This is a genomic window from Serratia sp. BNK-17 (assembly GCF_048684935.1).
Classification (GTDB): domain Bacteria; phylum Pseudomonadota; class Gammaproteobacteria; order Enterobacterales; family Enterobacteriaceae; genus Serratia; species Serratia nematodiphila.
Map to the genome: position 1 here is coordinate 20,971 of NZ_JBLQTR010000001.1, position 24,295 is coordinate 45,265.

20 protein-coding genes are annotated in these 24,295 nt (G+C 45.6%); 2 read left to right on the plus strand and 18 right to left on the minus strand.

Annotated features, from left to right (window positions below):
• Positions 1-298 precede the first annotated feature (298 nt).
• The 17 genes from ACMGF7_RS00080 to galU form a co-directional block, all read right to left on the minus strand.
• Positions 299-1,180, minus strand: a complete 882-nt coding sequence (locus ACMGF7_RS00080) for a glycosyltransferase family 2 protein (protein ID WP_049241315.1) — start codon at positions 1,178-1,180, stop codon at positions 299-301.
• Positions 1,181-1,345: 165 nt separating this feature from the next.
• Positions 1,346-2,506, minus strand: coding sequence for a glycosyltransferase (locus ACMGF7_RS00085; RefSeq protein WP_164095334.1), 1,161 nt, complete (start codon positions 2,504-2,506; stop codon positions 1,346-1,348).
• On the minus strand, positions 2,503-3,618 hold the full coding sequence (locus ACMGF7_RS00090; protein WP_049241312.1) for a glycosyltransferase: 1,116 nt from the start codon (positions 3,616-3,618) through the stop codon (positions 2,503-2,505). The genes ACMGF7_RS00085 and ACMGF7_RS00090 overlap by 4 nt, the downstream gene beginning before the upstream one ends.
• A 106-nt stretch (positions 3,619-3,724) precedes the next feature.
• Positions 3,725-5,158: an undecaprenyl-phosphate galactose phosphotransferase WbaP gene (wbaP, locus tag ACMGF7_RS00095; protein WP_049241310.1), complete on the minus strand. Its 1,434-nt coding sequence runs from the start codon at positions 5,156-5,158 to the stop codon at positions 3,725-3,727.
• Positions 5,159-5,344: 186 nt separating this feature from the next.
• Positions 5,345-6,502 carry a glycosyltransferase family 4 protein gene (locus ACMGF7_RS00100; protein ID WP_049241335.1) on the minus strand — a complete coding sequence of 386 codons (1,158 nt, stop codon included), beginning with the start codon at positions 6,500-6,502 and terminating at the stop codon, positions 5,345-5,347.
• Between the two features lie 60 nt (positions 6,503-6,562).
• The gene (locus ACMGF7_RS00105) at positions 6,563-7,627 is read right to left on the minus strand and encodes a glycosyltransferase family 4 protein (protein WP_049241309.1); all 1,065 of its coding nucleotides are present in this window, start codon (positions 7,625-7,627) and stop codon (positions 6,563-6,565) included.
• A 47-nt stretch (positions 7,628-7,674) separates the two neighbouring features.
• Positions 7,675-8,547, minus strand: a complete 873-nt coding sequence (locus ACMGF7_RS00110) for an ATP-grasp fold amidoligase family protein (RefSeq protein ID WP_319860849.1) — start codon at positions 8,545-8,547, stop codon at positions 7,675-7,677.
• A 33-nt stretch (positions 8,548-8,580) separates the two neighbouring features.
• Positions 8,581-10,044: a hypothetical protein gene (locus ACMGF7_RS00115; protein ID WP_197763628.1), complete on the minus strand. Its 1,464-nt coding sequence runs from the start codon at positions 10,042-10,044 to the stop codon at positions 8,581-8,583.
• Positions 10,019-11,185, minus strand: coding sequence for a glycosyltransferase family 4 protein (locus ACMGF7_RS00120; RefSeq protein ID WP_049241303.1), 1,167 nt, complete (start codon positions 11,183-11,185; stop codon positions 10,019-10,021). The genes ACMGF7_RS00115 and ACMGF7_RS00120 overlap by 26 nt, the downstream gene beginning before the upstream one ends.
• Positions 11,186-11,301: 116 nt before the next feature.
• On the minus strand, positions 11,302-12,363 hold the full coding sequence (locus ACMGF7_RS00125; protein ID WP_049241302.1) for a glycosyltransferase: 1,062 nt from the start codon (positions 12,361-12,363) through the stop codon (positions 11,302-11,304).
• Between the two features lie 16 nt (positions 12,364-12,379).
• Positions 12,380-13,489, minus strand: coding sequence for a glycosyltransferase (locus ACMGF7_RS00130; RefSeq protein WP_080356236.1), 1,110 nt, complete (start codon positions 13,487-13,489; stop codon positions 12,380-12,382).
• A gap of 4 nt (positions 13,490-13,493) precedes the next feature.
• The gene (locus ACMGF7_RS00135) at positions 13,494-14,711 is read right to left on the minus strand and encodes an EpsG family protein (RefSeq protein WP_049241299.1); all 1,218 of its coding nucleotides are present in this window, start codon (positions 14,709-14,711) and stop codon (positions 13,494-13,496) included.
• A 94-nt stretch (positions 14,712-14,805) separates the two neighbouring features.
• Positions 14,806-16,980 (minus strand): tyrosine-protein kinase Wzc, encoded by a 2,175-nt coding sequence (gene wzc, locus ACMGF7_RS00140; protein WP_049241298.1) that lies wholly within the window; start codon positions 16,978-16,980, stop codon positions 14,806-14,808.
• 16 nt (positions 16,981-16,996) lie between these two features.
• The gene (locus ACMGF7_RS00145; RefSeq protein ID WP_049241297.1) at positions 16,997-17,431 is read right to left on the minus strand and encodes a protein-tyrosine-phosphatase; all 435 of its coding nucleotides are present in this window, start codon (positions 17,429-17,431) and stop codon (positions 16,997-16,999) included.
• 6 nt (positions 17,432-17,437) lie between these two features.
• Positions 17,438-18,571 carry a polysaccharide export protein gene (locus tag ACMGF7_RS00150; RefSeq protein WP_049241296.1) on the minus strand — a complete coding sequence of 378 codons (1,134 nt, stop codon included), beginning with the start codon at positions 18,569-18,571 and terminating at the stop codon, positions 17,438-17,440.
• A gap of 284 nt (positions 18,572-18,855) precedes the next feature.
• On the minus strand, positions 18,856-19,749 hold the full coding sequence (locus ACMGF7_RS00155; RefSeq protein WP_049241295.1) for a sugar phosphate nucleotidyltransferase: 894 nt from the start codon (positions 19,747-19,749) through the stop codon (positions 18,856-18,858).
• A 42-nt stretch (positions 19,750-19,791) separates the two neighbouring features.
• The gene (gene galU, locus ACMGF7_RS00160) at positions 19,792-20,691 is read right to left on the minus strand and encodes a UTP--glucose-1-phosphate uridylyltransferase GalU (RefSeq protein WP_049241294.1); all 900 of its coding nucleotides are present in this window, start codon (positions 20,689-20,691) and stop codon (positions 19,792-19,794) included.
• 50 nt (positions 20,692-20,741) lie between these two features.
• On the opposite strand from galU, the gene ACMGF7_RS00165 reads away from it, so the two are divergent.
• Entirely contained in the window at positions 20,742-20,930 is a 189-nt protein-coding gene (locus tag ACMGF7_RS00165; RefSeq protein WP_273890458.1) for a hypothetical protein, read from the plus strand.
• A 393-nt stretch (positions 20,931-21,323) separates the two neighbouring features.
• A complete protein-coding gene (locus tag ACMGF7_RS00170) occupies positions 21,324-22,907 on the plus strand; it encodes a TerC family protein (protein ID WP_033633706.1) in 1,584 nt (527 codons plus the stop codon).
• A 30-nt stretch (positions 22,908-22,937) separates the two neighbouring features.
• Here ACMGF7_RS00170 and dcuC read toward each other — a convergent pair whose 3' ends face one another.
• The gene (gene dcuC, locus ACMGF7_RS00175; protein WP_164095331.1) at positions 22,938-24,290 is read right to left on the minus strand and encodes an anaerobic C4-dicarboxylate transporter DcuC; all 1,353 of its coding nucleotides are present in this window, start codon (positions 24,288-24,290) and stop codon (positions 22,938-22,940) included.
• Positions 24,291-24,295: the final 5 nt, after the last annotated feature.

Genomic DNA, 24,295 nt, shown 5'->3' on the forward strand with positions numbered 1-24,295 from the left:
ACACTGAGTTATCAACGCGTAACAAGCCTCAAAGCTTTGATTGCTTTAGTCATACAAAGAATAGCCAACAAAATAAAACCATTTAATTATCATTGAGTTGAATTTTCAGGCGAAGAAGGAACAACAGATGATGCGTTCCTATTTGTGAGGAACGCAATAAATATGAAGAAATAAATATAAGAGAGGCGAAAGGATCGGAGGTCGAGGTGGAATGCCGAAAAACGACAGGTCAGACAAGCAGAGGAGAGTGTGATGGCGCAGCGTTTCATACTGCGCGTTAAGAGATGATAGGGTCAGCTTACTTTTTCCCAGTGGTGATGTATTGCTTGCACCTTGGATGATAGCCTTTGAAAAAAGTAGAGATAATATGAAAAACCAAATAAAAATCAAGGCTAAGCACCGCACGAACGAGTGACTTTACAAGGCCTTTAATATAGGACTTATCGGGATAGTGCCGCGCAGACAGTATAATGTCATACAGGCGCTCCCTTTTCGTATGCTCGCTCAGCGTCCCTTTCTGCAAACGGGACAAAGAGTGGTTTATAGAAGAAAAACTTGTAAAGGTAAAAGGAACGCCTTTAGCTAAAAGCTTTCGCATATTTCTGAACAAGCTATAGTCCACGCCATACAACGCATAGTGATTATCAAAAATAGGCATGTGGGCAGTTCGGAATTTATCAATAAATTGGCGAGTCAAGATCAAGCCTGAACCGATAGAGGAAACGGTGCCAACATCAACAATTCTCATTTCCAGGACAGGAACGTCGTCTTCGACCGGATACTGAACAACCCCCGATTCCAGAGAGCCATCCGTTGCCACAATCTTAGGCACTTCAACGTCGTATGACACATCATCGTCAACAAGACGGGATATAAAACTTTCTGTCACTTCAGTGTCATCGTCGAGAAACACATATTTTTGCGCATTCGGATGCGCATCAATAAAGCCGTTATATGCAATGCTAAGCGGCATATTCTCGGTTTTGTTCATCAACTCGAAAGTGTGGAAACCCACTTCGAGCTGGTGATAAAAATCGCCACTATCACTCAGAACCGCTGGCCCATTATTTATTACGACCAAATCAAATAAAGAGCAATCAAACTTTAATAACGAAGATAACGTCGTTGAACTAGCCAGCTCCTTACCATAAAGAATCACTAAAATGCGAGCTTTTTCCATCGCAACACTCATTATTACCTCTCAAGATAGCGCCTGGTGTCATTATCTTCAATAAAAAATAAATTAATCTTCAGACAACTATAGTGCAATTAAGCACCGAACAATCGACGGGAGGAAAACCATTCCCTAACCTGTGAATAAAGAATGGAACTTATCCTCTTAAACTTATGCCTTATCAGAGTGAAGTACATCTTTTCCGAAGACTTTACTCAATTGAACTCGCCAGTCAAAGACTTTTTCAGCATATTCACGCAGTGTCCGGCTTTCAAATTTCGATTCATAAAACCAAGTGACAATGTCTGACATATCAATGGGAAGATCGTCAGCGGAGCACTGATAATAATAACCAGTGCCCAAAAAGGAGTCATCCAAATGGCTCTTAATAAATGGAATGCCGCGTGCACAATACTCTTTCGACTTAAGGGAGCAGTTGTAATCATTGCCACTCCGGTGGCGCCCCAATGAATCTACAGCGATATCCATGGAGTCAAAGAGAGCATCCAGCTTTTCACCGTGCATCGAGCCGTGAAATATAACCGAGTCCTTCACACCCAACTTCTGAGCTAACTCCTTCAGCCTTTGAAGTTCGCCGCCGTCACCCGATAGCGAATTACCCACAATATGGAAGGAAACAGGAACAGCGCCATTCATTTTCTGGTACTCAGCAATGCCCGTAATAACACGGTCATAACCATGCCAATAGGCCAGCTGCGCTACGCCAATGAAATTGATGCCTTCATGTGCGATATGCTCTTTCACGCGCACCTTATTGAGAGGAACAGAGTTGAAAATCCTGATGGCCTTGACCCCCCATATTTTGTCCCGCTGTGCCCCCATATAACTGATAACATCAATTTTCTTTCTAAAAATCAAAGAGAAGAAAAGCAAGTATAAATTATAGCAACGGGATTTAAAGGTTTTGCTTTCTTGAATAAATGGGAAAGTGGGTATCTCAACGATAAGATTGCTGGCAAATGTCTTTTTCAACGAAAAAACCAGCGGATAGGAGAATATTTTCAATGAAGGATATGGCAGCCTTACATAAGCATAATCATAATAATCCGCTTTCTTTCTAATGTATTTTATCACCGAAGAATAGAACAACATCCCCTTGTCTTTCTTCAGTGGAAAGCTGTCTCTCTGATTAGAATCAATATTCCAAACAGTCATCCCGGTCTCTGTCATATAAATAACGTCGACATCAAACCCTAGCGAATGCATTGCGTAACATTGGGCCATGATCTTCTTGGCAACGCCGGTCGCCATTTCACCAAGATCGATCAATGAAATATAAACTATTCTTTTACCGTTCATAGTTACGCTCACAACGCGCTCCCGCCAAAAATAGCCTCAAATCTCTTATTATAGTTATCAGCATAGAAAAACTCCATATTCTTACTGACGACCTGGGGATCAAAACCATATTCTTTATTAACAACTTTCTGCATGATTGATGAAAGAGTAGCAACATCTCCAACCGGGAAGATAAATCCATTTTCGCCATCATCGATAAAATCCCTGGGGCCAGTTTTACAATCTGAACTAATGCAAAACACCCCTCGAGACATTGCTTCACCAAGTACGGTTGGCAGCCCCTCGAATGCGGAAGATAACAATAATGCGTCAGGTTCTTTCACTACACTCCACGGATTATCATGCCAACCTTGGTGAATTTTAACCGTTTCCGTGAGGTTATGCTTCTCCACATAATCCCGTATAATTTGGCCGTCAGCACCGTCGCCTATCAAATGAACCTTGAAATTCCCTTTAACATGCAGACTGGCATCAATAATATCCTTAATTCTTTTCTGCCCTTCAAAGATAAGCCGGCCAACGTATACAAAATCGACATCATCTTCAATATGCTTTTCTTTCTTTATTATTTCTTGGCGCTCGAACGGATTAGGGAAATAAATAATCCTATCTTCTGCAACACCAATCTCACCAAGCTGGCTGCATATCTCTCTGCTAATGCCAAGACAATAGTCAGCATTTTTGCACAGTGTGAAATCACCGAAGTTAGATGTGAGCGAAAAGTGCGGCCACGCATAAATGCGGAATTTTAATTTAAAGATCTTCCGCAACTTGCTCAAGTAAAGCGCCTGTGCTGGCCCAGTGCAAATAACATAGTCGAAATGATTTCTAATCAAAAAATATGCCATGTATGTAACATGAAGAGAAAAATTAACTAACCGACTACCGACACTGAACGGAAATCGATGCGCTTTCATCGTGGATAGCCAATCTTCTTTCCCGCGATGGAATCCTATTTTCTTGTTATTCTCTCCAATATTCTTATCTCCTCCTGAGAGGGAGACAACGGTGAGCTCCATATCCTCCCTCTCTTCGACCAGGCTATTCACACGTTGAATAATCCGCTCGACACCACCATTCCCGGACATATAAGAGGTAACAATTAATAATTTTTTACGTTCCATTCCAACCCTCAATTCATATATTCATATGGCTTAAGAAAACTTAGGGCCATAAACTGGCGGTAACAGTAAGCCATATTTAGTAACTCATGATTTTGAGTCATAAAAGCTAGTAAGCGCCATCGCGTTTTAAAACAACGCCGATCGTTTTAAACAGAATCGCTATATCGTTCCACAATGCCCAATTCTTCACATACCAGGCATCGAAATATACTCGTGTATCATAATCAATATCATTACGACCACTCACCTGCCATAATCCCGTCATGCCGGGTTTAGCCATAAGGTAATAGTCGACATCGCCGGCATAACGCTCCAGCTCAGCCTCTATCACGGGTCTTGGGCCAACCAGGCTCATTTCACCTTTCAGCACATTCCATAATTGTGGCAGCTCATCCAGGCTGGTTTTGCGAATGAAATGACCAATTTTAGTGATGCGCGGATCGTTTTTCAGTTTAAAGTCTTTGTCCCATTCCTTTCTGGCTTCCGGATCGGTACTCAGCAAATTCTCAAGCACTTCCTGAGAATTCATGACCATCGAACGGAATTTCAGGCACTTGAATTTTTTGCCATTATGCCCTATGCGCTCATGCCCATAAATAGACTTACCGCCATCTCGCGAGACCTTATAAGCCAAAAATGCCAGCACGGGGGAAAGAAGAACAATAATCGATGCCGAGCCAATAATGTCGAACAGACGTTTAACGATGCGCGAGGAGCGCTTAGCCAAATTATTGCTGACCCGTAATATCATCACTTCATGGCTAAAAATAAACGACATATCGGTGCCGTACAATGGCACACCGCGCAACGTCGGAATGACGGATACTGAACGGCAGTTATGCTTGGCGAGATTTTTCAACCACCAATCACGCAGTGCATGTTCTTCAAACTCCAGCGCCACAATAAACTGGGTACTTTCAACGTTAGCGATTCTCCAAAGCTGTTCTTCAGAATCGATAACCGGAACGCCAGCAACCACCTCGTCACAAGGGCCCGTGCTGCAAACAAACGCAGAGACGCGGAACCCCAGCACTTCCTCACTCTGTAACGCCGCGTAGGCCTCAATCGCATTGCGGCCAGAACCAATGATGATAGTGTGTTTTTTCCACAGCCCTAATTTATTCAGCATCCGTTTAGTAATAATGCGTCCAAGCGGAACCAGCACCAAAACAAGGACCCACGTCATCATCCATACAAGCCGCGAAAAATTCCATTTTGAAAAAGCCACCAAGGATAAATCGAGAACGGCAAATATTAATAGCGTTCTGACCACCTCTTTCAACTCAAACCAGAATGGCTTTCTATATGTGTAATGCCGGAGACGGGTCCAAAACCAAACGACACAGATGAGTGATAGTATGAAGTGTGAAAGAATTCTTACATGATAACCGTCTGAAAGAAGGAATATACCTGGATCGTCGATAAGTTTGTAGACAAAGAAGTACGCCAAATAAATTGAAACATTGAAGAAAACTAGATCTGAAACCAACAGTGAAAATTTAGAAAAAAAACTTTTAAATATCCCGCTATTGTTAGACATTGGATCTTACCATCCGTAAAAAGATTCTTTATATGAAATATATTGAGCTCGTGCTTATATAAAAAGTACGCATCTGAACACTCAACACATATCCAGACAACGGGTAGAATATTACTACGATGTTAAAACACATAGTACTACACCGCCATCAGTGAAAAACGCAGAAATTTATAGAGTCAAATATCGTTAGTAGATGATTCTTTTATCATTATTGAACAAGCTCCATTTTTCATGCACATAAGCGCTTATTTCCCCCTGAAATCGCTCAACCGAAAAACGAGATGCATTATTACGGCAATCCTGGGCAACAAATTTATCGAAAACCTCTTCAAAGCGCGCGACCGCATCCACTACGGCAGAAACCGACTGTGACTCAAAGAAAATGCCCGTCGGGTTATCCACACCATACGGCCGCACGGTTTCCAAGACACCTCCCCGTCCGTATGCAATAACTGGAGTGCCGCATGCCTGCGCCTCAACCGGGGTTATGCCGAAGTCTTCTTCGGCGGCGAATACAAAAGCCTTCGCACGCTTCATATAATCATCGAGCACGTCATTATCTTGGTAACCCAAAATCTCAATATTACTTTTCGCCTTATTCTTTATTTTCCCCATTTCAGAACCGTCACCGATAACAACCAAGCGTTTATCCGGCATGGCCGAAAAGGCTTCAACGATAAGATCAATACGCTTGTAAGGCACCATCCTGGATGCCGTCAGGTAAAAGTCCTCCTTGAGCTCATGAACAGTGAATCTCTCCACATCTACAGGCGGATAGATAACATCCGCATCACGCCCATAAGCTTTTTTGATACGTCTAGCAATAAATTTGGAGTTCGCAATCATATGGTCAACACCATTTGCAGTTCGGTAATCCCAAAGGCGCATTTTGTGTAAAAACCACTTGGCAAACATTCCTTTAACGCCGCTATCTAGACCGGACGCTTTGAGATAGTGATGCTGCAGGTCCCAAATATAGCGCATTGGAGAATGAATATAGCTAATATGCAACTGATCGGGTCCGGTGAGAACGCCCTTAGATACCGCATGACTGCTTGAAATAACAATATCATGCTCTTTTAAATCAAGTTGCTCGACGGCATATGGCATCAATGGGAGATACAGCTGATAGTATTTTTTCGCCAATGGCAGCTGCTGTATGAAAGTGGTCTTAGCCTTTTTCCCTGAAAAATCGCGCCTATCCGTTTCGGACAAAAAGTCGATGACGGCGTATAAGTCGGCACATGGATAAAGATTTAAAATTTCCTTGAGAACACTTTCGGCACCGCCTTTAGTTACTAGCCAATCAGAAACAACCCCTATACTTAATTCACTGCAAAACATCATTATCCCCAAGCATGCTCTTCCCACATGCAGACTTTACCAGCATCAAAGGCAATCTCATCAAGAAAGCGCGTTTATTATGCTGTTTAAGCATGATGCAGAGCTCTCCCAAGAAAAACGCGCAGCATTTTTATAACCAGCCTCCACAAACCGATGACGTCCCGATTGATTTTCAATGGAGGATTTTAGCGCATTAACCAAAGAATTTCTGTCATACGGATCAAAATAAATGACGCTGTCTTGCAGAACCTCAGGCATCGCCGCCGCTGATGAGGCAATCACAGGGCACCCCGATGCCTGCGCTTCGAGCGGCGGTATGCCAAAACCTTCGTAAAAGGAAGGAAAGACAAACGCAAATGCGCGACGATATAGTTCAGATAAGGTGTCATCATCGACCCGCCCTAAAAACTCAACGTGATTGATCGACGTGGATGATGCAAGAATGCTTTCCACACCTTGATAGTTTTTGTGTTGGGCCCCGACTATTTTGAGCTTGAAGCCCAAACACTCAGGTAAACAAGCGAAGGCCGCGATCAATCCTTCGAAATTCTTGTGGTATTGCTGCGAAGCAACGGCCAAGAAATATTTTTCTGGTGCATGATTCTCTTTAGCCTGCATCTGCGGGTGAAAAAGGTCACTGGCCGCATTGTAAACGACATAGCAATGCTCTTTCGGTAAGTTAAAGAAATGTTCTAGCTCACTTTTGGCAAACTGACTAACCGTTAATACAGCCCTACTGCTGGCAATCAATCTCGGTATAATAAAGTTATACGCCCCCCTGAATTTGAAGCTATAACTTTGGGGGAAACGTTTATAAGCGACATCATGCAGCGTAATTACTTTGTTCTTATAAAATAGCGGGGCAGTATTACAAAAGTTAACCAACAGAGGGTTATCGATATCTCGCAAGTATGAAGGGAGATCATATTGCTCCCAAAAATGCCCGCTATTTTTTCCTATTACTTTGACATTAAGGTGCTTTGTAACTTCATTATGTTTAATTTTCGCTGGGGCCAAAAAAACAACATCATCCCTCTGCTCACATAATTTTTGGCTAAGTTCGATAGCAAAACGCTGAACGCCAGTCACCTCTTGGGAAAAAAATCTCGCGTTTACATATAGCATATGATTATTCCTGAGCACTCATGCATATCACAAACGGCAAGCAGAATTTAGCGCCATTCTCGCCACAATGTCCCCATGAAATGATCTAGCGACTTCCCATAACCTGTGCCAAATCCCGCTACTGGCGTGAAAGTTATCTCACCAAAATAAAGTTTTCCATGATAAATATACCAGTCAATTCGAACATAATTGAAATCCTGGGCAAGCTTTTTACTTAATGAAAGAGCCAATTCAAGATTTCTTAAATCGAGCGCCACACATGTATTTTGAGATTCAGACTGTTCGAACGTTTTCTCGAAATTATTGACGTAAAAATGTCTAGTCAGTGAGCCAGAAAATCTGTCATTAATAATCTGCAAGACAAAATCGAAATCACCATCATCTTTTTTGAAAAGATGAAACTTGTAGTCTGTTAATGCAACAATACCATCACCCAGCAACTTTTCAACAAGTATTAAGGGAGAGATATACCGATAATGTATTTCACGCTGAACATGGGAGAAATCAGTTTGCATCCAACGACGGCTAACAGCTAAGATATCGTTCAGTTCGGTTGCAGAAACCGGAGGATGAATAATTTTATACATCCCGGCGCCATGGTTGGGTTTAACAATGACACTGTTCGTTGTCCAATTGAATTTTTTTAGCTCTTCGGGATCTTCGGTTACAAACAATAACGGAATTAAGTATTCCCTGCCAATATTCTCTTCTATATAACGTCGAACTCGATATTTATCGGCCAACTCGATAAACAAAGGCACATTCATCTTGAAATTCTTTCGATAAAGTACCTTTTCATTGAAGGTCTTGGGGTTTTTTATATTTGGAAAGCGGCCAAATTTAAGCGTATAAACACAAAAATCCTGGACATACCAAGGCAGTGTTTTCGATATTTTCTTTATACAATCCCGAATGGACATTTAAATAGCTCACCAAAATTAATTTATTAACCCTCAGGAATCTGCTCCACTTTCTTTATCTGACTGCCTACTTTCCCGTTGTATAAGCAAAAGTCCCAATAACATCAGAAGTTTTACAAGAGTCAATACAGGCATTGGATAAGGCTGTACAACAACACAAACAAAGCCGATAATCCAAATCAAATTAAAACAAATTGGCGTCGCATACTGATAGTTCTTCAATTTTATATTGACAACAAATAGACGATAAGAAGCCAGCGCCGCAGTAATCAACATGACTATCAATCCGACAATGCCGCTATTTTTAATTTGCGTGAGCAATGGCGTTTGGATGCTGCGTTTATATTCAACTTCGCCATTTGCATCCATGTCTATTCTTTTTATCTCTCCCTTGTCTGCCACTCCCGTAGGGGACAGATAAAGGCCTCCATGCCCTATACCGATGAGATTTGCAGGGAGGTACCTTCCTGTATATTCCCAATAGTCGTGCAGTTGACTCGCTCGGGTATTCATTGCTTTACTGGTGAATATTTTAATCGCCGACGGAGTCAAAGCAGCCGTAATAATCAACAATAATATAATTCTTTTTCTTGGCAACTGCCGGGTCACAAGTCTGAAGAAAATCTCATACAACAAATAAAGTACAGAGATGGCAAAAAGAAATTTATACACATTGAGCAACATGCCAATGGCTATAACCACCATTATCATAAGGGATAAACTGAACCGCTTCTTATTAGCAAAAAACAAAGAAACAAGCACGAACAAATACAGAGTGAAGTAGTTATAGATATTATCTTGGTCTATTATACTGACCTTCACCCCATATCGTTCCCATACATAATCCGTGTAGATATAGGTTCCAATCAGCCCAGAAATAAAGTTGATAAAATCTATCGCACATAGAAATAATAATAAAGGACCAAACCTTAACTTACCAATGTCACTGCTCGCCCTGAAAAAAACAAGCATTAGAGCGATAAAATAAACGATCCCACGGGCATAGAGCAATTGATTCCTGACACTTCCCACCCCGTCCAGCGCCACATGAATAATGTAGCCAAGCAATGAAAAGGAAAATAAAATCGTCCCTTGGACGGCGGTCAACTTAATGAATGGAGAGACTCGCAAGAATAAGGGACTCGGCTTTATTCCTTTGTTCATCGCCCATTGGACGAGACATACAGATAACATGGCCAGAAAGAAAATATCAGCCGATGAAAACAGCCCAATAACTTTATAATGATAGATAAAGGTTCTGGCTATAGGGATGTTAAAATCATGGATAGGCATCACCATGATATTATATGAGGAATATGAAAATATAATATAAGTAAACAGCAAAAAGGCAAATGAACGGTTGAGTTCATATTTTTTGTAAAAAAAATAAAGAATAATAAGTGCAGCAATAAGAAAGCCGATAAAAAAAATAGAATCTAGCACCACCAGTGAATGAGGTATATATGAAGGATCAATATCCGTTTTTGACACGGTCATACTCTGCAATATACTCCTGGGTGATTGTCTCAGGTGAAAAAACTTCACGAACTGAAGGGCTGACTGCGCGGCTTTCCTTTTTCATAGCGAGTAACTTTTCGTATGTAGGAGTACCTGTTAACTCCGAAATTGTTGGTGCAATATCAAGCATTTCGGTAATTCCACCAACAGAGGAGACCAGTACAACCTTATTGGCAAGTGCACACTCAATAACCGTACGCCCGAAGGGTTCGCGCCATTTGGTTGGCAGTATGACGATGTCCACCTTCGCCAAAAAAGCTGGTAAATCAAGCCGCCCTAAAACCTTAACCTGTGCAGCGGAAGCCAATGCCGCCAGGTGACGCTTTTCTTCATCTGCGTAATCACCTGCCGCAATCGCCATGACATTCTCATTTTCCGCTTTTATTGCCTGAGCAAATTGACAAAATATATCAAAGCCCTTCGCAGCACTTAATTTCCCAATAAAACCAATGCGCAAAGGCTCTGTGCATTCAGTATCATCCGATACCGGATCGATAGCGACTGCATTATAAATTCGTCTTTTTAGGGCACGGGGAAAAAAACCATTGGCGAGATGAAACTCTTTTATAAAATCGCTGATACCGACAAAAGTATTTACTTTCTTGCTATGAAATCGCCTAAAAAGCGACCAAATCCAAACGCCATAGCTGCGTGGGTCCTGATTGCTCCCCTGCTTGAATAGCGTAGAATTCGGATGAAAAAGGTAATAGTCTCTTGCCGTATGAAGGATTTTTACTCCTCGCTTCTTTGCAGCCCCCCAAACGGCAACAGAGAAACCGGCCAGGTTATTGGTGTGAACAAGATCTGGCCTATACATATCTAATTCATTACAGAACTGAAGATATGAAGCCAGATTGTAACTATCAATAATGTGCCACAACCCACGCTGCAGTGACGATCGTTTCTTATTATCGAATGGCCAATAGATATTTTTCAGCGGCAGATAAACAACTTCAACACCGTTGATGATGCTGCACTTCCGATAGGGTTCGGCATGAAAAGTCAAAGCTCTCACCTGGTGCCCTAGGGCGACTAAACTCTCACACAAAATCTGAACCGAGATTTCAGCTCCGCCGACACGATGAGGCGCATATAACGTATTTGCCACCATGACTTTCATAGCCTATCTCACTGTTATCAGATTAAGTCAATACCACTAACTCGTCGTTTTTTACTAATCAAAGTCTTAACTAAGCATCGCTATTCTTTATCGCTAAGAAACATACCGAGCTGAATTTATCCTTTATAGAGATTGAATGTTTGCTCAATCATTTTTTTAGAAGTGAAATTATTTTTATAGAAATCAATCGCATTTTCTTTCATTTTCTGCAGATCTTCTTTGCTGAGACTACTTAATATCCTGCAAGCTTCATCCACATCGCCAACCGGGAACAAAAAGCCTGTGGTTCCTTCTAGCACAACCTCTGGCAATGAACTGCATCGTGATGCGACGACAGGCAATCCGTAGCTTTGCGCTTCGACGGCAACTAACCCGAATGATTCCCAACGACTGGGCATTAGCAAAACATCGGCTTCCAAATAATATTTTGCCATGTTTTCTTTACTTACCCAACCTGCGTAATCGATATTTTCAACCTGTGCAAGTTCTGGATTTGAATGAACTCCGCCGCCAACAACGGTAATTCTACATCCATTTCCAATCTTATTGGCAACCTGCTCAACGATATCAATTCCCTTTTGAAAATCTAGCCGACCGACAAAGAGAATATTCAGGCCATGATGTTCATCGTCCTGCTTAACATAGTTTTCGACGGTGGTACTGGGAGGTTCTACACCATTATAAATGACAGTGAGCTTATCTTTATTTACCCCCCACCTTACAGCTTCATCATATTCATACTGACTTACACAAACGATCACATCCGTCTTATGGGACAAAATTTTCTCTATTATCGCATAGACTTTCTTCTTCTTATCACTTGTATCCATCAAGAAGGAGAATGCATGCGGACAATATATTACTTTAGGGCGGCCGGGCAGGAAAAACAATAATCCCCGACATATAAAGCCAGCGAAGGAGCTATGGATATGCACGATATCAGGGCGCTCATTTCGATAAAGCCGGACAAATCCAGCCGCCAGGGAAAAGAAAGACCTCATGTTGCGTCCCGAACGCTTGAAAGTATAAATTTCTGCCTTTGAATCTTTGATTTCTTCGCGTTGTTCTTCAGGGACCAAGCAAGTTACATTGAAATTTTCCGTGTCTTTTGTCAGCTGCCTTAAAATTGTTGCCACTCCACCTTTAATGGTTTCAGCTACATGCAATATTTTTTTCATCCGGTTAACTCACGATTCATTGAAGTAGTTCTTCATAGAGGCCATGTATCTTTTCACCAGTACGCCCTGAAAAGAAAAATTCATTGCGTTTGGACTCGCTGATGTGAATCAGTTTTCTTTTGCCTAAGCTTATCTCTTCAAGAATGTCAGCCAGTTTGTCCGAATCCAGCTTATCAAACAAGTAACCGGTTTCACCATCAATTACCACGTCTTTCAACCCGTTAATGCTCGTGGTAATTACAGTTCTATTTCTTACCATTCCCTCAATGGCCACTAAACCGGCTTGCTCCCATAATGAAGGCATGACAATTATAGGTACATCTTTCAGCAATATCCAAGGAGATTCAGAGTACCCTTTAAAGATGACCTTTTCCGATAGTCCTAACGAGTTAGCCTGTTTTTCTACGTCCGGACGATCTTCCCCATCTCCAATCAACAGTAACTCAAAATCAATACCTCGTTGATTGATTTTCCCTAACGCATCAATCAACGTCGGCAGTCCTTTCTGTTTTGTAACCCTGCCGATAAATCCCAACTTTAATTTATCGTGGTTATTCAAGGAAAGCTCAGAGTAAACCTCACTCTCATCAGGGGCGGTGGTTCCGTTATAAATCAACCGTATATTCTTCTTTTTTCCATTCCTGGAAATCTTTCCGTATGATTCTTGCGATAGTGTTATATATCTATCGGCCATAAAGGAGAAGTGCTGAGAAACATCATCATAGTTAGCTGTTGGGCCACCGTGCCCTGTATGAACAATCTTGAAATGCCCACCCAACAGTTTGGCGCCAAAAGCCATGATTAACGAATAAATAGAATGTGTATGAACGATATCAGGCCTAAACTCCACCACAGCTTTTTTCAAGGCTTTTATATTGCCAAGCAAATCTTTTTTATTCTTCGCTGAAGGGTTGTCAAAAAGTGTTATGCCGGTGTCGATAAAGTTTTGTTTTCTGCGCCCCTCACTGCAATCGGCCAGGATAGACACCATCACGTTCTTCTCATTTATCAAGTAGTGACTTGTTTTAAGAATGACATCTTCTGTCCCTCCCGCATCCAATACAGGAAAAACATTCATTACCTTTTTCACTTTCATCTTTTCTTCAGTCTGAATGGCAATTGACATAAAATTATTTTATCCAAAAATAGAATGGATAATCCCCAATCCAATCATAGTTTGTCCAAAACTCGTATCCTGTTGCACCGCCTAAACCACCACTCAATGGCCCTACGGACATAAATTTATAGATAAAGTAGAGGATCAACAGCATTCTATATATTGTCGATATCTGTGAAAAAGACAAGAATAGCAAATACCCCATCAAGAATACGGACATCACCATGAAAAGGCGGTCCGATGCCATTGGAATCGGTAACAACAGAATATATGCAGCCCCGCCCCACAAAATAAAACTTCGCCATTTCTTTAGATTTTCATTTTTATCAAAATAAAAACTTCCCGCAGCAATCATTATCATAAGGGAGAAGAAAAACGCCAAAAGATTAATAGTGGTATCTTTATCCAAATAATACTGAAACTTGAAGCTAGCCACACCCAAAAGGTTTTGTGCAACAATCGCACCTACTAAGAACTGGAAGGATATAACCAATAACACAATAAAGCCCAGACCTATAACTTTAGGTCCGGTCTTACTTCCAGAAAAGATTCTTATTATAAAATAGATTGGGATAGAGGTTAAATGCGTAAATATCGCAAGTGCCGTGAAGAACGTTGATTTTATCTTACTTCTACTTAAATAGCCAATAGCAAGCAGCAATATGGAGGTGGCTAGCCCCTGTCTGATTTGAACTGACAATGCCAACAACCCCATAATACCAAGGGCAGAAGCAGCACAGAGGTTTTTCTTATTTTTACTAATATGTTCTAAGCCGAACTTCTCCAACCATATATAATATATAATGTACGGAAGAAAAACGAACACACTGGTGAATATATCTTTTTCAACAGGCTTTTCTGTAAAGAGGGCCAACAGTTTGAATAACCCTCCCAAGACAAACTCCCACCCTCCCGAATAAGAGCTGAAATAATCGGCCCCATAGAATATTCGTCTATATACAGGATAATAAACAAAAGTTATATCATCGCCCAATGCACCATTGAAGTTACGAGAGCCTATATATACAGTGCCTGAAAGGACAATCAGAACACCCAGCAATCTCCTTGTAAGATTTTTTACCTCTGGCGACATAGCCAACACAATGAGAGAAAGGTAATAAGAGATAAAAGGTGATATGGTAAAAACCAGCCATAGAAATATGGCTGTAATAAGTATGAAGTTGTTATATCTATACCCGCTATCAACAGGGCCGTATTTATATTCTCTCATATTTGATTAGCCATATCTTCCTAAAACTCTGCTCATGTCTTATCGCATGTATGTCAATACGGCTGATAACTCGCTATCAGCCGTATTTTTGCTATTACTTATACGTATAGTCGTAGCTATTGTAACCGTAAGTATAATAGCCGGAGGTTTTCTTAACGATGGCATTGATAATAACACCCTTCACATCAATACCATTCTGTTCGAGCCTCCGGATGGAAACATCCACCTCTTTTGGCGTATTCACGCCAAAACGAGCCACCATCAGTGTTGTTCCTGCATTTTTACCTATGATAGCCGCATCGGTCACTGCCAGAATTGGCGGTGTATCCACTAACACTAAATCATAGTTTTCGCTCGCCCACTTCAGAGTTTCATTGAAACGCGCATGCATTAACAATTCAGAAGGGTTCGGAGGTACCTTGCCGCGGCTGATAAAGTCGAAATTAGGAATCGGCGTCTGTTTTACGGCGCTGGCAACAGCGAGTTTGCCCGACAAAATATCAGACAAGCCATCAGTGCCACTGGCATTAATCAGTTCATGCGCATACCCCTTACGCATGTCACCGTCAATGAACAATACCTTAATTCCTGCCTGAGCAACTACCCCTGCCAGGTTGGCGCTAACGAAGGTTTTACCGATGCCAGGACTGGCGCCAGTAATGATCAAAATGTTGTTCTTCGCTTCCATCATGGCGAAATGCAGGCTGGTGCGAAGACTGCGGATCGCTTCAATCGCCAGATCGGCAGGGTTGCCGATAACCAGTAAATTATCGGCATTGGTATTCGCCGTTTTAAGCTTCTGACGTTTATTTCTGACCAGTAACTCCCCGTCTTTCTTCCTTTGCCATTCTGAAAGAGGAATGCTGGCATAAACGTTAATGCCATACTCTTCCAGCTGTTCAGGGCTTTCAATACGGCGCAGCAAAAATGACTTCAGCAATACATAGCCGCCAGAGAAGAAAAGTCCCGCCAGCATGCCTAATGCGAGTATAACTACCTTGCGAGGTGCAACTGGTTTTTCTTGCGTCACGGCCGAATCGACGATTCGAACATAACCGACAGTGCTGGCCTTAGAAATTTGCAGTTCCTGTTGTCGATTCAACAGCTGCATATAAACCTCTTGCCCAGACTGGACGTCGCGGCTGAGACGTACAATTTCCTGTTGAGTTTTAGGCATCAGATTGACTTTCTTATTCAACCGGCCTTTTTCCTCTTCCAGCGTCTTTCTTTTTTCCATCAACGCCCGATATGCCGGGTGCTCTTTGGTGTAAAGTTTGGAGATATCCGCTTCTTTGAATGTCAACTCATTCAGTTGGGAATCCACTGATACCAACGAATCCAGAACAGATTTTGCTTCCAATGGAAGGTCTACAGAATCATTTTTCTGTCGGAACTGATTCAGTTTATTCTCGGCGGCATCCAGTTCAGAACGTGTGGCTGGCAACTGAGTTTGCAGGAATGCCAGACTTTTAGCATCCTCTTCCGATTTACGGGCGATATTTTGCTGCAAATAATTGCCAATAACATTATTGAGAATGTCACTAATAACAACAGGGTCATCCCCCGTCAAGTTCAGTTCCAGAACCCCGGTGTTCTTACCGCGATCGGCAACGCTCAGACTGTTCAAAAGCGAATTCATCGCTTTTTGATCAGAACGATGTGCAACGGTAAATGTGGTGCCTGGCTCTGCACTCAAAGAGCTGACAAGGATGCTAACGCCGTCTTTAGCCGAAAGCTCGCCTACTTTGCCTTTAAAGAGCGTCTCATCGTCTTTAACCACACTGTAAGTTTGCTCGTCATTGACGACCAAGGTAATAGCCTGTTTTTCCCAAGTTTTTGGCAAAGTGAATTGGGAAACACTAACGACACCAGGCTTATTTCCAATAAGGCGGTTATAACCGCGGCCGAAAATCGGGAAGTAGTTCTGTTCGACCGAGGTGGTAAGATTCATGTCTTCAACGGTTTTTCCTAAAACCATTCTGGACTGAATCAGCTCAATCTCAGGAGCTGACTCCGGTTGACTGTCAGGCAACATCTTAGTGATATCACCCAGTATTGAATTAGCGCTTTTCTGCTCAACCTGGACCAAAGCATCAGCCTTGTAGATTGGTGTAGAAAAAATGGCGTAAATAATAGCGACGGTTAAACATGCGGCGGTAACGCCAATAACCAACCAGCGATGGTCGATCAGTTCACCGACAAAACGCCCTATGTCAATGTCATCAGAGCTTTGTTTCTCTGGAGTATTCACTCGGTTTCTTTCTAGCATTGGGAATCCTGACTTGCTATCGGCTTAAGACTTGTGCCCATTTTTGGGCTGAATTGTCGAGCAAGCTATAGACATGTTCAAATGCTTCATAGCTTTTTCGGTATGGATCGGGAATCTCATGTTGATTAAGCCAGTGGCCAAACAGCATGGTTTTTCCCCTAACCTCTGGTGCCAAACGCCCAACGGCATCAATGTGCTGCTTTTCCATCACAAGAATCAGATCGTATTCTCGACACATGGTTGCCGTCAGTTGCTGAGCTTTGTGTCCGTCCAAGGAAAGACCGTGCGCCCGAGCAGTATCGCTGGCATGAACATCGGCGGGCTTGCCCACCAAAGCGCCTAAACCCGCCGATGCTATCTTTTTATGAGGTAGGGCTTGCTTCAGCAGCCGCTCTCCTGTCGGAGAGCGGCAGATATTGCCCACGCAAACCACCAGTATCGAATCAAACATGATTGCTTACCACGTATGGATGTAGCGAACAGTTTCAGTCATATCATGTACGCCCGTGATCGTTGGGATCAGCTGGCCAATGACTCGATTCCAACGCACCAACGGCGCCGTGGTGACATAAACGATATCGTAAGGCTGAAGCTGGAACTCAGTTCCCATGACCAGGGCTGAAGCGTCTTTGGCATTCAGCTGATAAATATTGGCAATTTTCTTGCCTTCGGTGCCACGCAGAGGACGAATGACAAACACGCCGGTCGCATCAGAAGTGGTTTGATCCATCCCTTGCGCGTTGCCCAACGCCTCGGTCAGAGTCATGCCGCTACGATCCATTTTCAGGGTGTTTTGCTGCTTCACTTCACCCATCACGAAGACTTTCAGATCATCGTTGCGTGGTACGTAGAGAATGTCGCCAGGATAAAGCAGTTGGTTTTGGGTCAGATCGCCTTTCTGCATCAACGCCTGCAGGGAGATTTTTCTCTCTTTGCCGTTGTGCGTCAGCACCACGTTGCGCCAATCGGCATTTTCCGTCAGTCCGCCGGCGGCGTTAATCGCATCCATCACTGTCAACGGCACGTTGGTGATCGGCTGCTGGCCCGATTTGCTGACCTCGCCGGTGATATAAGCCTTCTGCGAACGGAATGCCGCAACGCTGACATCAACCTGCGGGCTCTCGATAAATTGAGCCAATCGCCCGGCAATGTCCGCGCGAACCTGGCTCAGCGTTTTACCTTCAACGCGAACTTTGCCGATATACGGATAGAAGATAGAACCGTCGGAATTGACCCAGTTGCCGGTGTCACTGGCACTGCGGTATTGGCCGGCAGGCGTCGTCAGTTCTGGGTGGTCCCATACCGTCACCATCAGAACATCGCCAACGCCGATGCGATATTCATAGTTCTTCAGCTCCCGCTCCAGCGGAAGGTTATTCTGCGCCACCACGTTTTTTGGTCGCATTTTTTCAATCAAGGAAGGGGTCATCGGATAAATATTGACCAACTCATCCAAGTCAAAGTCGCTATCTTCTTGCTTGACAACGTCTTTTCCCATAGTAGACAGATGAGTCCCAGGTACCATCGTACATCCACTGATCACGCTGATAGATACCAGAAGTGGTATCAGTTTCCATTGTCTTTTTGCCATCGAGTTATCATCACTTTCAAAGTAAATATATCTGCCGAGCTACGTTACCTGGCCAACCCTGGCGTCATCACGGCACTCGCTATATAAATGCGGTCAAATCTCGCACCTGTCGAACCGGCGGAGGAAAGATGCTCATATTGAGCCTGCGTTGAAGATTAGAACCGTACGATTATGGAATAATCCCTGCGCAGAGTCCAACGCCGAAAGGTTCATTAAACGCGGCTTAATCCAGAGAAACATAGAATAAAAAACGCGGAACGTCATTACCGGCCTAACAGGTCGCTTTACAACGACAGCTGCCTGGCCCAAGCGCTAAACGCCTCACCCTGCGTCGGATGACGCAATCCGTAGGTCACGAAAGCATGCAGGTAACCCATTTTCTCACCGCAGTTGAACGACTCGCCCACCAGCTCCGTCGCCTCAACGGTGTTGTGCTTCAATAATTCGGCGATGGCGTCGGTCAGCTGAATTCTGCCCCAGGCGCCGGGTTCGGTTTTCTCCAGGATAGGCCAAATATCCGCCGACAGCACATAGCGTCCCACGGCGGAATAATTGGATTTCAGCTGAAGCTCGCGGCTCGGCTTCTCGATGATCGATGTCATTCTGGCGCTTATGCCCGGATGCAAGACATCAGTCTCGCACTCGACCACCGAATAGTCATAAAGCACATTTTCATCTGCAGACTGCACCAGCACCTGGCTCAACCCGGTTTGCTCAAACCGGGAAATCATATGAGCCAGGTTGTCTTTCTTGAGATCGGCTTTGGCGTCGTCCAGCAGGATATCCGGCAGCAAAACAACGAAAGGTGACTCGCCAATCAAGGGCTTGGCGCACAGAATGGCATGCCCGAGCCCTTTCGGTTGCCCCTGACGAATATGCATCAGAGTCACCCCTTTCGGCGTGATGGACTTCACCTCATCGAGCAGTTGACGTTTGACGCGCGCTTCCAACATCGCTTCCAATTCGAACGAGGTGTCAAAATGGTTCTCGATCGCATTCTTGGAAGAGTGCGTCACCAGAATGATGTCTTTGATCCCGGCAGCTACGCATTCATTAACGATATATTGAATCAGCGGCTTATCGACAATCGGCAACATCTCTTTGGGAATCGCCTTCGTCGCCGGCAGCATATGCATACCCAAACCGGCAACAGGAATGACAGCCTTTAACTTAGTCATGGTAATCCTCTTCAACATTGCGATTGCACGAGCTCACCGCAGTTATTTATCGTTCAACGCCTGCTTCAGCCATTGGGTAAATCCTGCGCCTTCAGTCTGATGGCGCAACCCATATTGGACGAATGCCTTCATATAGCCTAATTTATCGCCGCAGTCATGCGACTTGCCGCTCATATGGAACGCTTCAACGGTTTGTTGCTCCATCAGCATGGCGATGGCATCCGTCAATTGAATTTCGTCACCGGCGCCCGGCGGCGTTTTTTCCAACAGCGCCCAAATATCGCCGGCCAGCACGTAGCGGCCGACCACGGCCAAGTTGGAAGGCGCTTCTTCGCGCGCGGGTTTTTCCACCACAGCCGTCATGGCGGTGCTTTCGCCCGCCGCCAACGACGCGCCGCCACAGTCCACGACGCCATATTTCGACACGTCTTGCTCAGGGACAGGTTCCACCATGATTTGGCTATAGCCGGTTTCATCAAAGCGCTGCAGCATTTTAGCCAGGTTATCTTTGCGCAGATCCGCAGTGGAATCGTCTAACAAAACGTCCGGCAACAACACGACGAAAGGCGCGTCGCCAACCATCGGCTTGGCGCACAGCACCGCGTGCCCCAACCCCTTTGCCTGCCCCTGACGCACTTGCATAACGGTAACGTCCGGCGGGCAAATCCCTTTGATCTCTTCCAGCAGTTGACGCTTAACGCGTGATTCCAGCACCGCTTCGAGTTCGAATGAGGTGTCAAAGTGGTTCTCAATCGCATTTTTCGATGAGTGCGTGACCAGCACGATATCCTTAATGCCCGCCGCCACACATTCGTTCACGATGTATTGAATTAGCGGTTTATCGACAACCGGCAGCATTTCTTTAGGAATGGCTTTCGTCGCAGGCAACATTCGAGTGCCCAGTCCCGCAACGGGGATTACAGCCTTAAGTTTCTTTTGCATGTTTTTTATCCACAATCAAATTATTCTGCGAAGTTAAGCTAATTCTTAGTTTGGAAGACAGTATCGATAAGCAGGCACGCTACCGCCCCTGGCTTTCAGCTACCAATGCACTGTTTTTAGTGGCTGCAAAAAAAATTCAACCACATGATTTTATTGATATTTTATCTTTCCACTTAGCATTTATAACGGATATCGCCTATGTTCATCCCGCCAAACCGTTAAAGCGGCGTTGTTTATAACCAAAAGGCGATGATTCCTGCTGCTTATATATGGCTAAGATTCTTATACTATTAATCTTTAGACACAAGTCTTAGATACCCGCGCCATAGCGTTTTCAGAATAAGACTACTAAGCCTCCCGGTCTCCTTGAATTGCAGGCGGGCAGACAGAGCACAATAGCCTGATCTGAAAAGATTATTTCACTCTGTCTCTTTTATGTTCAGGCGATAATAGGAATATTTGCTTAAGTGGTCTGCATAACCATTTAATTTATTACGGTTACTATTTTTCACTTGGGTGTTAATCCGAGCATCGTTTTGTACGACTTTTCGATTAAAGTTGAATTTTGCCGCCTCAACGCCCATCATTCCGGTGCGGCATAAGCCGTAGAACTTACAGGTGAAATTGGGCGTATGGAATGGATCGCTGATCCAACAATTTGGGCCGGCCTGGCCACTTTGGTCGTGCTGGAAATCGTGCTGGGTATAGACAACCTTGTCTTCATCGCCATTCTGGCGGACAAATTACCAAAACAACAAAGAGATAAGGCCCGTGTCGTCGGTTTGTTGCTGGCGCTGGTCATGCGTCTGGCGCTGCTCGCCTCCATCTCGTGGCTGGCGACGCTGACCAAACCGATGTTCATCGTCGCGGAGCACCCCTTCAGCGGCCGTGATCTGATCATGCTGGTCGGCGGGATATTCCTGCTGTTCAAAGCCACCATGGAGCTCAATGAGCGGCTGGAAGGCAAGGACGAAGAGCAGCACGGCGCGCGCAAAGGCGCACGTTTCTGGCCGGTCGTGGCGCAGATCGTGGTGCTGGACGCCGTTTTCTCGCTCGACTCGGTGATCACCGCGGTGGGGATGGTCGATCACCTGGCGGTGATGATGATCGCGGTCTGTATCGCCATCGGCCTGATGCTGCTGGCCAGCAAACCGCTGACGCGCTTCGTCAACGCGCACCCGACTATCGTTATCCTGTGCCTGAGCTTCCTGCTGATGATTGGCTTTAGCCTGGTGGCGGAGGGCTTCGGCTATCACATTCCTAAAGGCTACCTCTACGCGGCGATCGGCTTCTCGGTCATGATCGAGGCGCTGAACCAGCTGGCGCAGTTCAACCGCCGTCGCTTCCTGTCGAAGGTCCGGCCACTACGTGAACGCACCGCCGAAGCGGTGCTGCGCATGCTGAGCGGCAAACATGAAGAAGCGGAAGTCGACAGCCATTCCGCCAACCTGCTGGCGGACAGCGACAGCGAAAACGGCGAGATCTTCAATCAGCAAGAGCGGCGCATGATCGAACGCGTACTCGGCATGGCGCAGCGCACGGTCAGTAGCATCATGACCTCGCGTCACGACGTCGAATACCTTGAGCTGAACGATCCGCAGGAAAAGCTGACGCAGTTGCTGGAACGTAATCAGCACACGCGCATCGTGGTGGTGGAAAGCAGCGCCAGCGACGAACCGCTGGGCGTGATCCACACCATCGACGTTCTCAAACAGCAACTGGCGCAGGCGCCGCTGGATCTGCGTGCGCTGATACGCCAACCGTTGATCTTCCCGGAGCAGCTCACGCTGTTAAGCGCCCTGGAGCAATTCCGCCAGGCGCAGACGCATTTTGCCTTTGTGGTCGATGAGTTCGGCTCCGTCGAAGGCGTCGTCACCCTGACGGACGTGATGGAAACCATCGCCGGCAACCTGCCGGAGGCCGGTGAAGAGGTGGACGCACGCCACGACATTCAGCAAAACGAGGACGGCAGCTGGATCGCCAACGGCTATATGCCGCTGGAAGATCTGGTGTTGTACCTGCCGATGCCGTTGGAAGAAAAGCGCGAATACCATACGCTGGCGGGGCTGTTGATGGAACACAGCCAGCGCGTGCCACAAGAAGGAGAACAAATCAAGATCGGTGACTACCTGTTCGAACCATTGGAGGTAAACAGCCACCGCATCCTGAAAGTGAAGATCACCCCGCCTCCCCCACCGGAGGAGTACGAGGTTTAACATCGAGGCCGGGCATCGCCCGGCCTTCCTTTACTGGGGAACCAGCAGCTCCGTCGCCACGATCACCACCACCAACCCGACAATTACCGGCACTGAAGTACGCTTCACCACATCAAACGGCGAGATTTTCGCCATGCCGGAGACCGCCACCACCACGCCGGAAACCGGCGACAGCGTACGGCCGAGATTCGAGGCCTGCAGCATAGGGATCACCAGATAGGCAGGATTCACGCCCATCTGTGCCGCCAGTTTCGGGATCAGTTCGACAAACGCATAGAACGGCGCATTGCCGGAGCCGGTTGTCATGGCCGCCAGCATGGTGATCACCACCAACACCAGCATCATAATCAAACCGCCGGTACCGAACGACTGCGCCAACCCGATCAACCCGCTGATAAAGCCGACGGTGCTCAACCCTTGCGCGAAGACACCCGCGGCCACCAACAGCATCACCACGCTGGCGAAAGCGTCCGCCATACCGCGATACGCCACTTCCAGGCCGCTGAATACCTGTTTGGCGCTGAAGCTGCGCACGAACTCGATCGCTGCCGCCAACAGTATGCACCCTACCAGCACGGTAATAATGTGCAGTTCTGGTCCCCATTTGCCGTCGAAGATCAGCACGCCGAGGATCGGCGTAAACGGCAATATCGCGTAGAACCCCGGCGCATGCGTTTTTATTTCACTGACGTCCATGATGTGGTGCTGTTCATCACTCTTCTTATCGAGATAACGCTGCCAGAAAAAGTGCGCCACGGCCATGCAGACGATGGCGGCAATCGAGATAGGCAGCGTGGTTTTGAACGCGAAGTCCACCAGCGGCATTTCCGCCGCCTTGGCTGCCAGTACCACGTCGCCGGAAGTCGGCGCCAGGATAATCGCCGCCGGCGAAGCGCAAATGGCCGCCGCGGCGCCGCGGCTAATGCCAACGTTCACCATCAATGGGAACAGCGTCGCCATCAGCAATACGCCGAGCCCGGTAGCGGAAGAGACCGCCAATGACATCAGGCAAGCGACAAAATAGGCCGCCACCATCAGCAGATAAGGCGAATTGATCATCTGCAATGGGCGCGAGGCCAGCTTGACGACCACGTCGTTGGCGCCGATATGCGTCATATAGGCGGCGAAACCGCACAGCATCATGATCATCATGCCCAGATCGCCGCCGCGGCTCATCAGCAAAATCTTGACGTATTCGATCATATCGGTCGCGCGCCAGCCGGTAGATGTGGCGCCGGACGGCAACAGCGTTTTCCCCATCAGGGCGCTGATGCCAAGCAACAGCAGCCCTCCCACCATCAAGACGCCCGTGGCGGAATACCCTTTGATGATGTAACGGCCCACGCCCGCCGCCACCGCCGCGCCAATAAGAAGCTCTATCATGTTTC

Bases quoted from the DNA above. Each gene is read 5' to 3' on its own strand.
- wbaP (WP_049241310.1), bottom strand. From the start codon at position 5,158: ATGTCTAACAATAGCGGGATATTTAAAAGTTTTTTTTCTAAATTTTCA.
- ACMGF7_RS00080 (WP_049241315.1), bottom strand. From the start codon at position 1,180: ATGGAAAAAGCTCGCATTTTAGTGATTCTTTATGGTAAGGAGCTGGCT.
- ACMGF7_RS00145 (WP_049241297.1), bottom strand. From the start codon at position 17,431: ATGTTTGATTCGATACTGGTGGTTTGCGTGGGCAATATCTGCCGCTCT.
- ACMGF7_RS00135 (WP_049241299.1), bottom strand. From the start codon at position 14,711: ATGAGAGAATATAAATACGGCCCTGTTGATAGCGGGTATAGATATAAC.
- ACMGF7_RS00155 (WP_049241295.1), bottom strand. From the start codon at position 19,749: ATGACTAAGTTAAAGGCTGTCATTCCTGTTGCCGGTTTGGGTATGCAT.
- ACMGF7_RS00130 (WP_080356236.1), bottom strand. From the start codon at position 13,489: ATGTCAATTGCCATTCAGACTGAAGAAAAGATGAAAGTGAAAAAGGTA.
- ACMGF7_RS00125 (WP_049241302.1), bottom strand. From the start codon at position 12,363: ATGAAAAAAATATTGCATGTAGCTGAAACCATTAAAGGTGGAGTGGCA.
- ACMGF7_RS00105 (WP_049241309.1), bottom strand. From the start codon at position 7,627: ATGCTATATGTAAACGCGAGATTTTTTTCCCAAGAGGTGACTGGCGTT.
- ACMGF7_RS00110 (WP_319860849.1), bottom strand. From the start codon at position 8,547: ATGTCCATTCGGGATTGTATAAAGAAAATATCGAAAACACTGCCTTGG.
- ACMGF7_RS00170 (WP_033633706.1), top strand. From the start codon at position 21,324: ATGGAATGGATCGCTGATCCAACAATTTGGGCCGGCCTGGCCACTTTG.
- dcuC (WP_164095331.1), bottom strand. From the start codon at position 24,290: ATGATAGAGCTTCTTATTGGCGCGGCGGTGGCGGCGGGCGTGGGCCGT.
- ACMGF7_RS00090 (WP_049241312.1), bottom strand. From the start codon at position 3,618: ATGGAACGTAAAAAATTATTAATTGTTACCTCTTATATGTCCGGGAAT.
- ACMGF7_RS00150 (WP_049241296.1), bottom strand. From the start codon at position 18,571: ATGGCAAAAAGACAATGGAAACTGATACCACTTCTGGTATCTATCAGC.
- wzc (WP_049241298.1), bottom strand. From the start codon at position 16,980: ATGCTAGAAAGAAACCGAGTGAATACTCCAGAGAAACAAAGCTCTGAT.
- ACMGF7_RS00100 (WP_049241335.1), bottom strand. From the start codon at position 6,502: ATGTTTTGCAGTGAATTAAGTATAGGGGTTGTTTCTGATTGGCTAGTA.
- ACMGF7_RS00120 (WP_049241303.1), bottom strand. From the start codon at position 11,185: ATGAAAGTCATGGTGGCAAATACGTTATATGCGCCTCATCGTGTCGGC.
- ACMGF7_RS00115 (WP_197763628.1), bottom strand. From the start codon at position 10,044: ATGACCGTGTCAAAAACGGATATTGATCCTTCATATATACCTCATTCA.
- galU (WP_049241294.1), bottom strand. From the start codon at position 20,691: ATGCAAAAGAAACTTAAGGCTGTAATCCCCGTTGCGGGACTGGGCACT.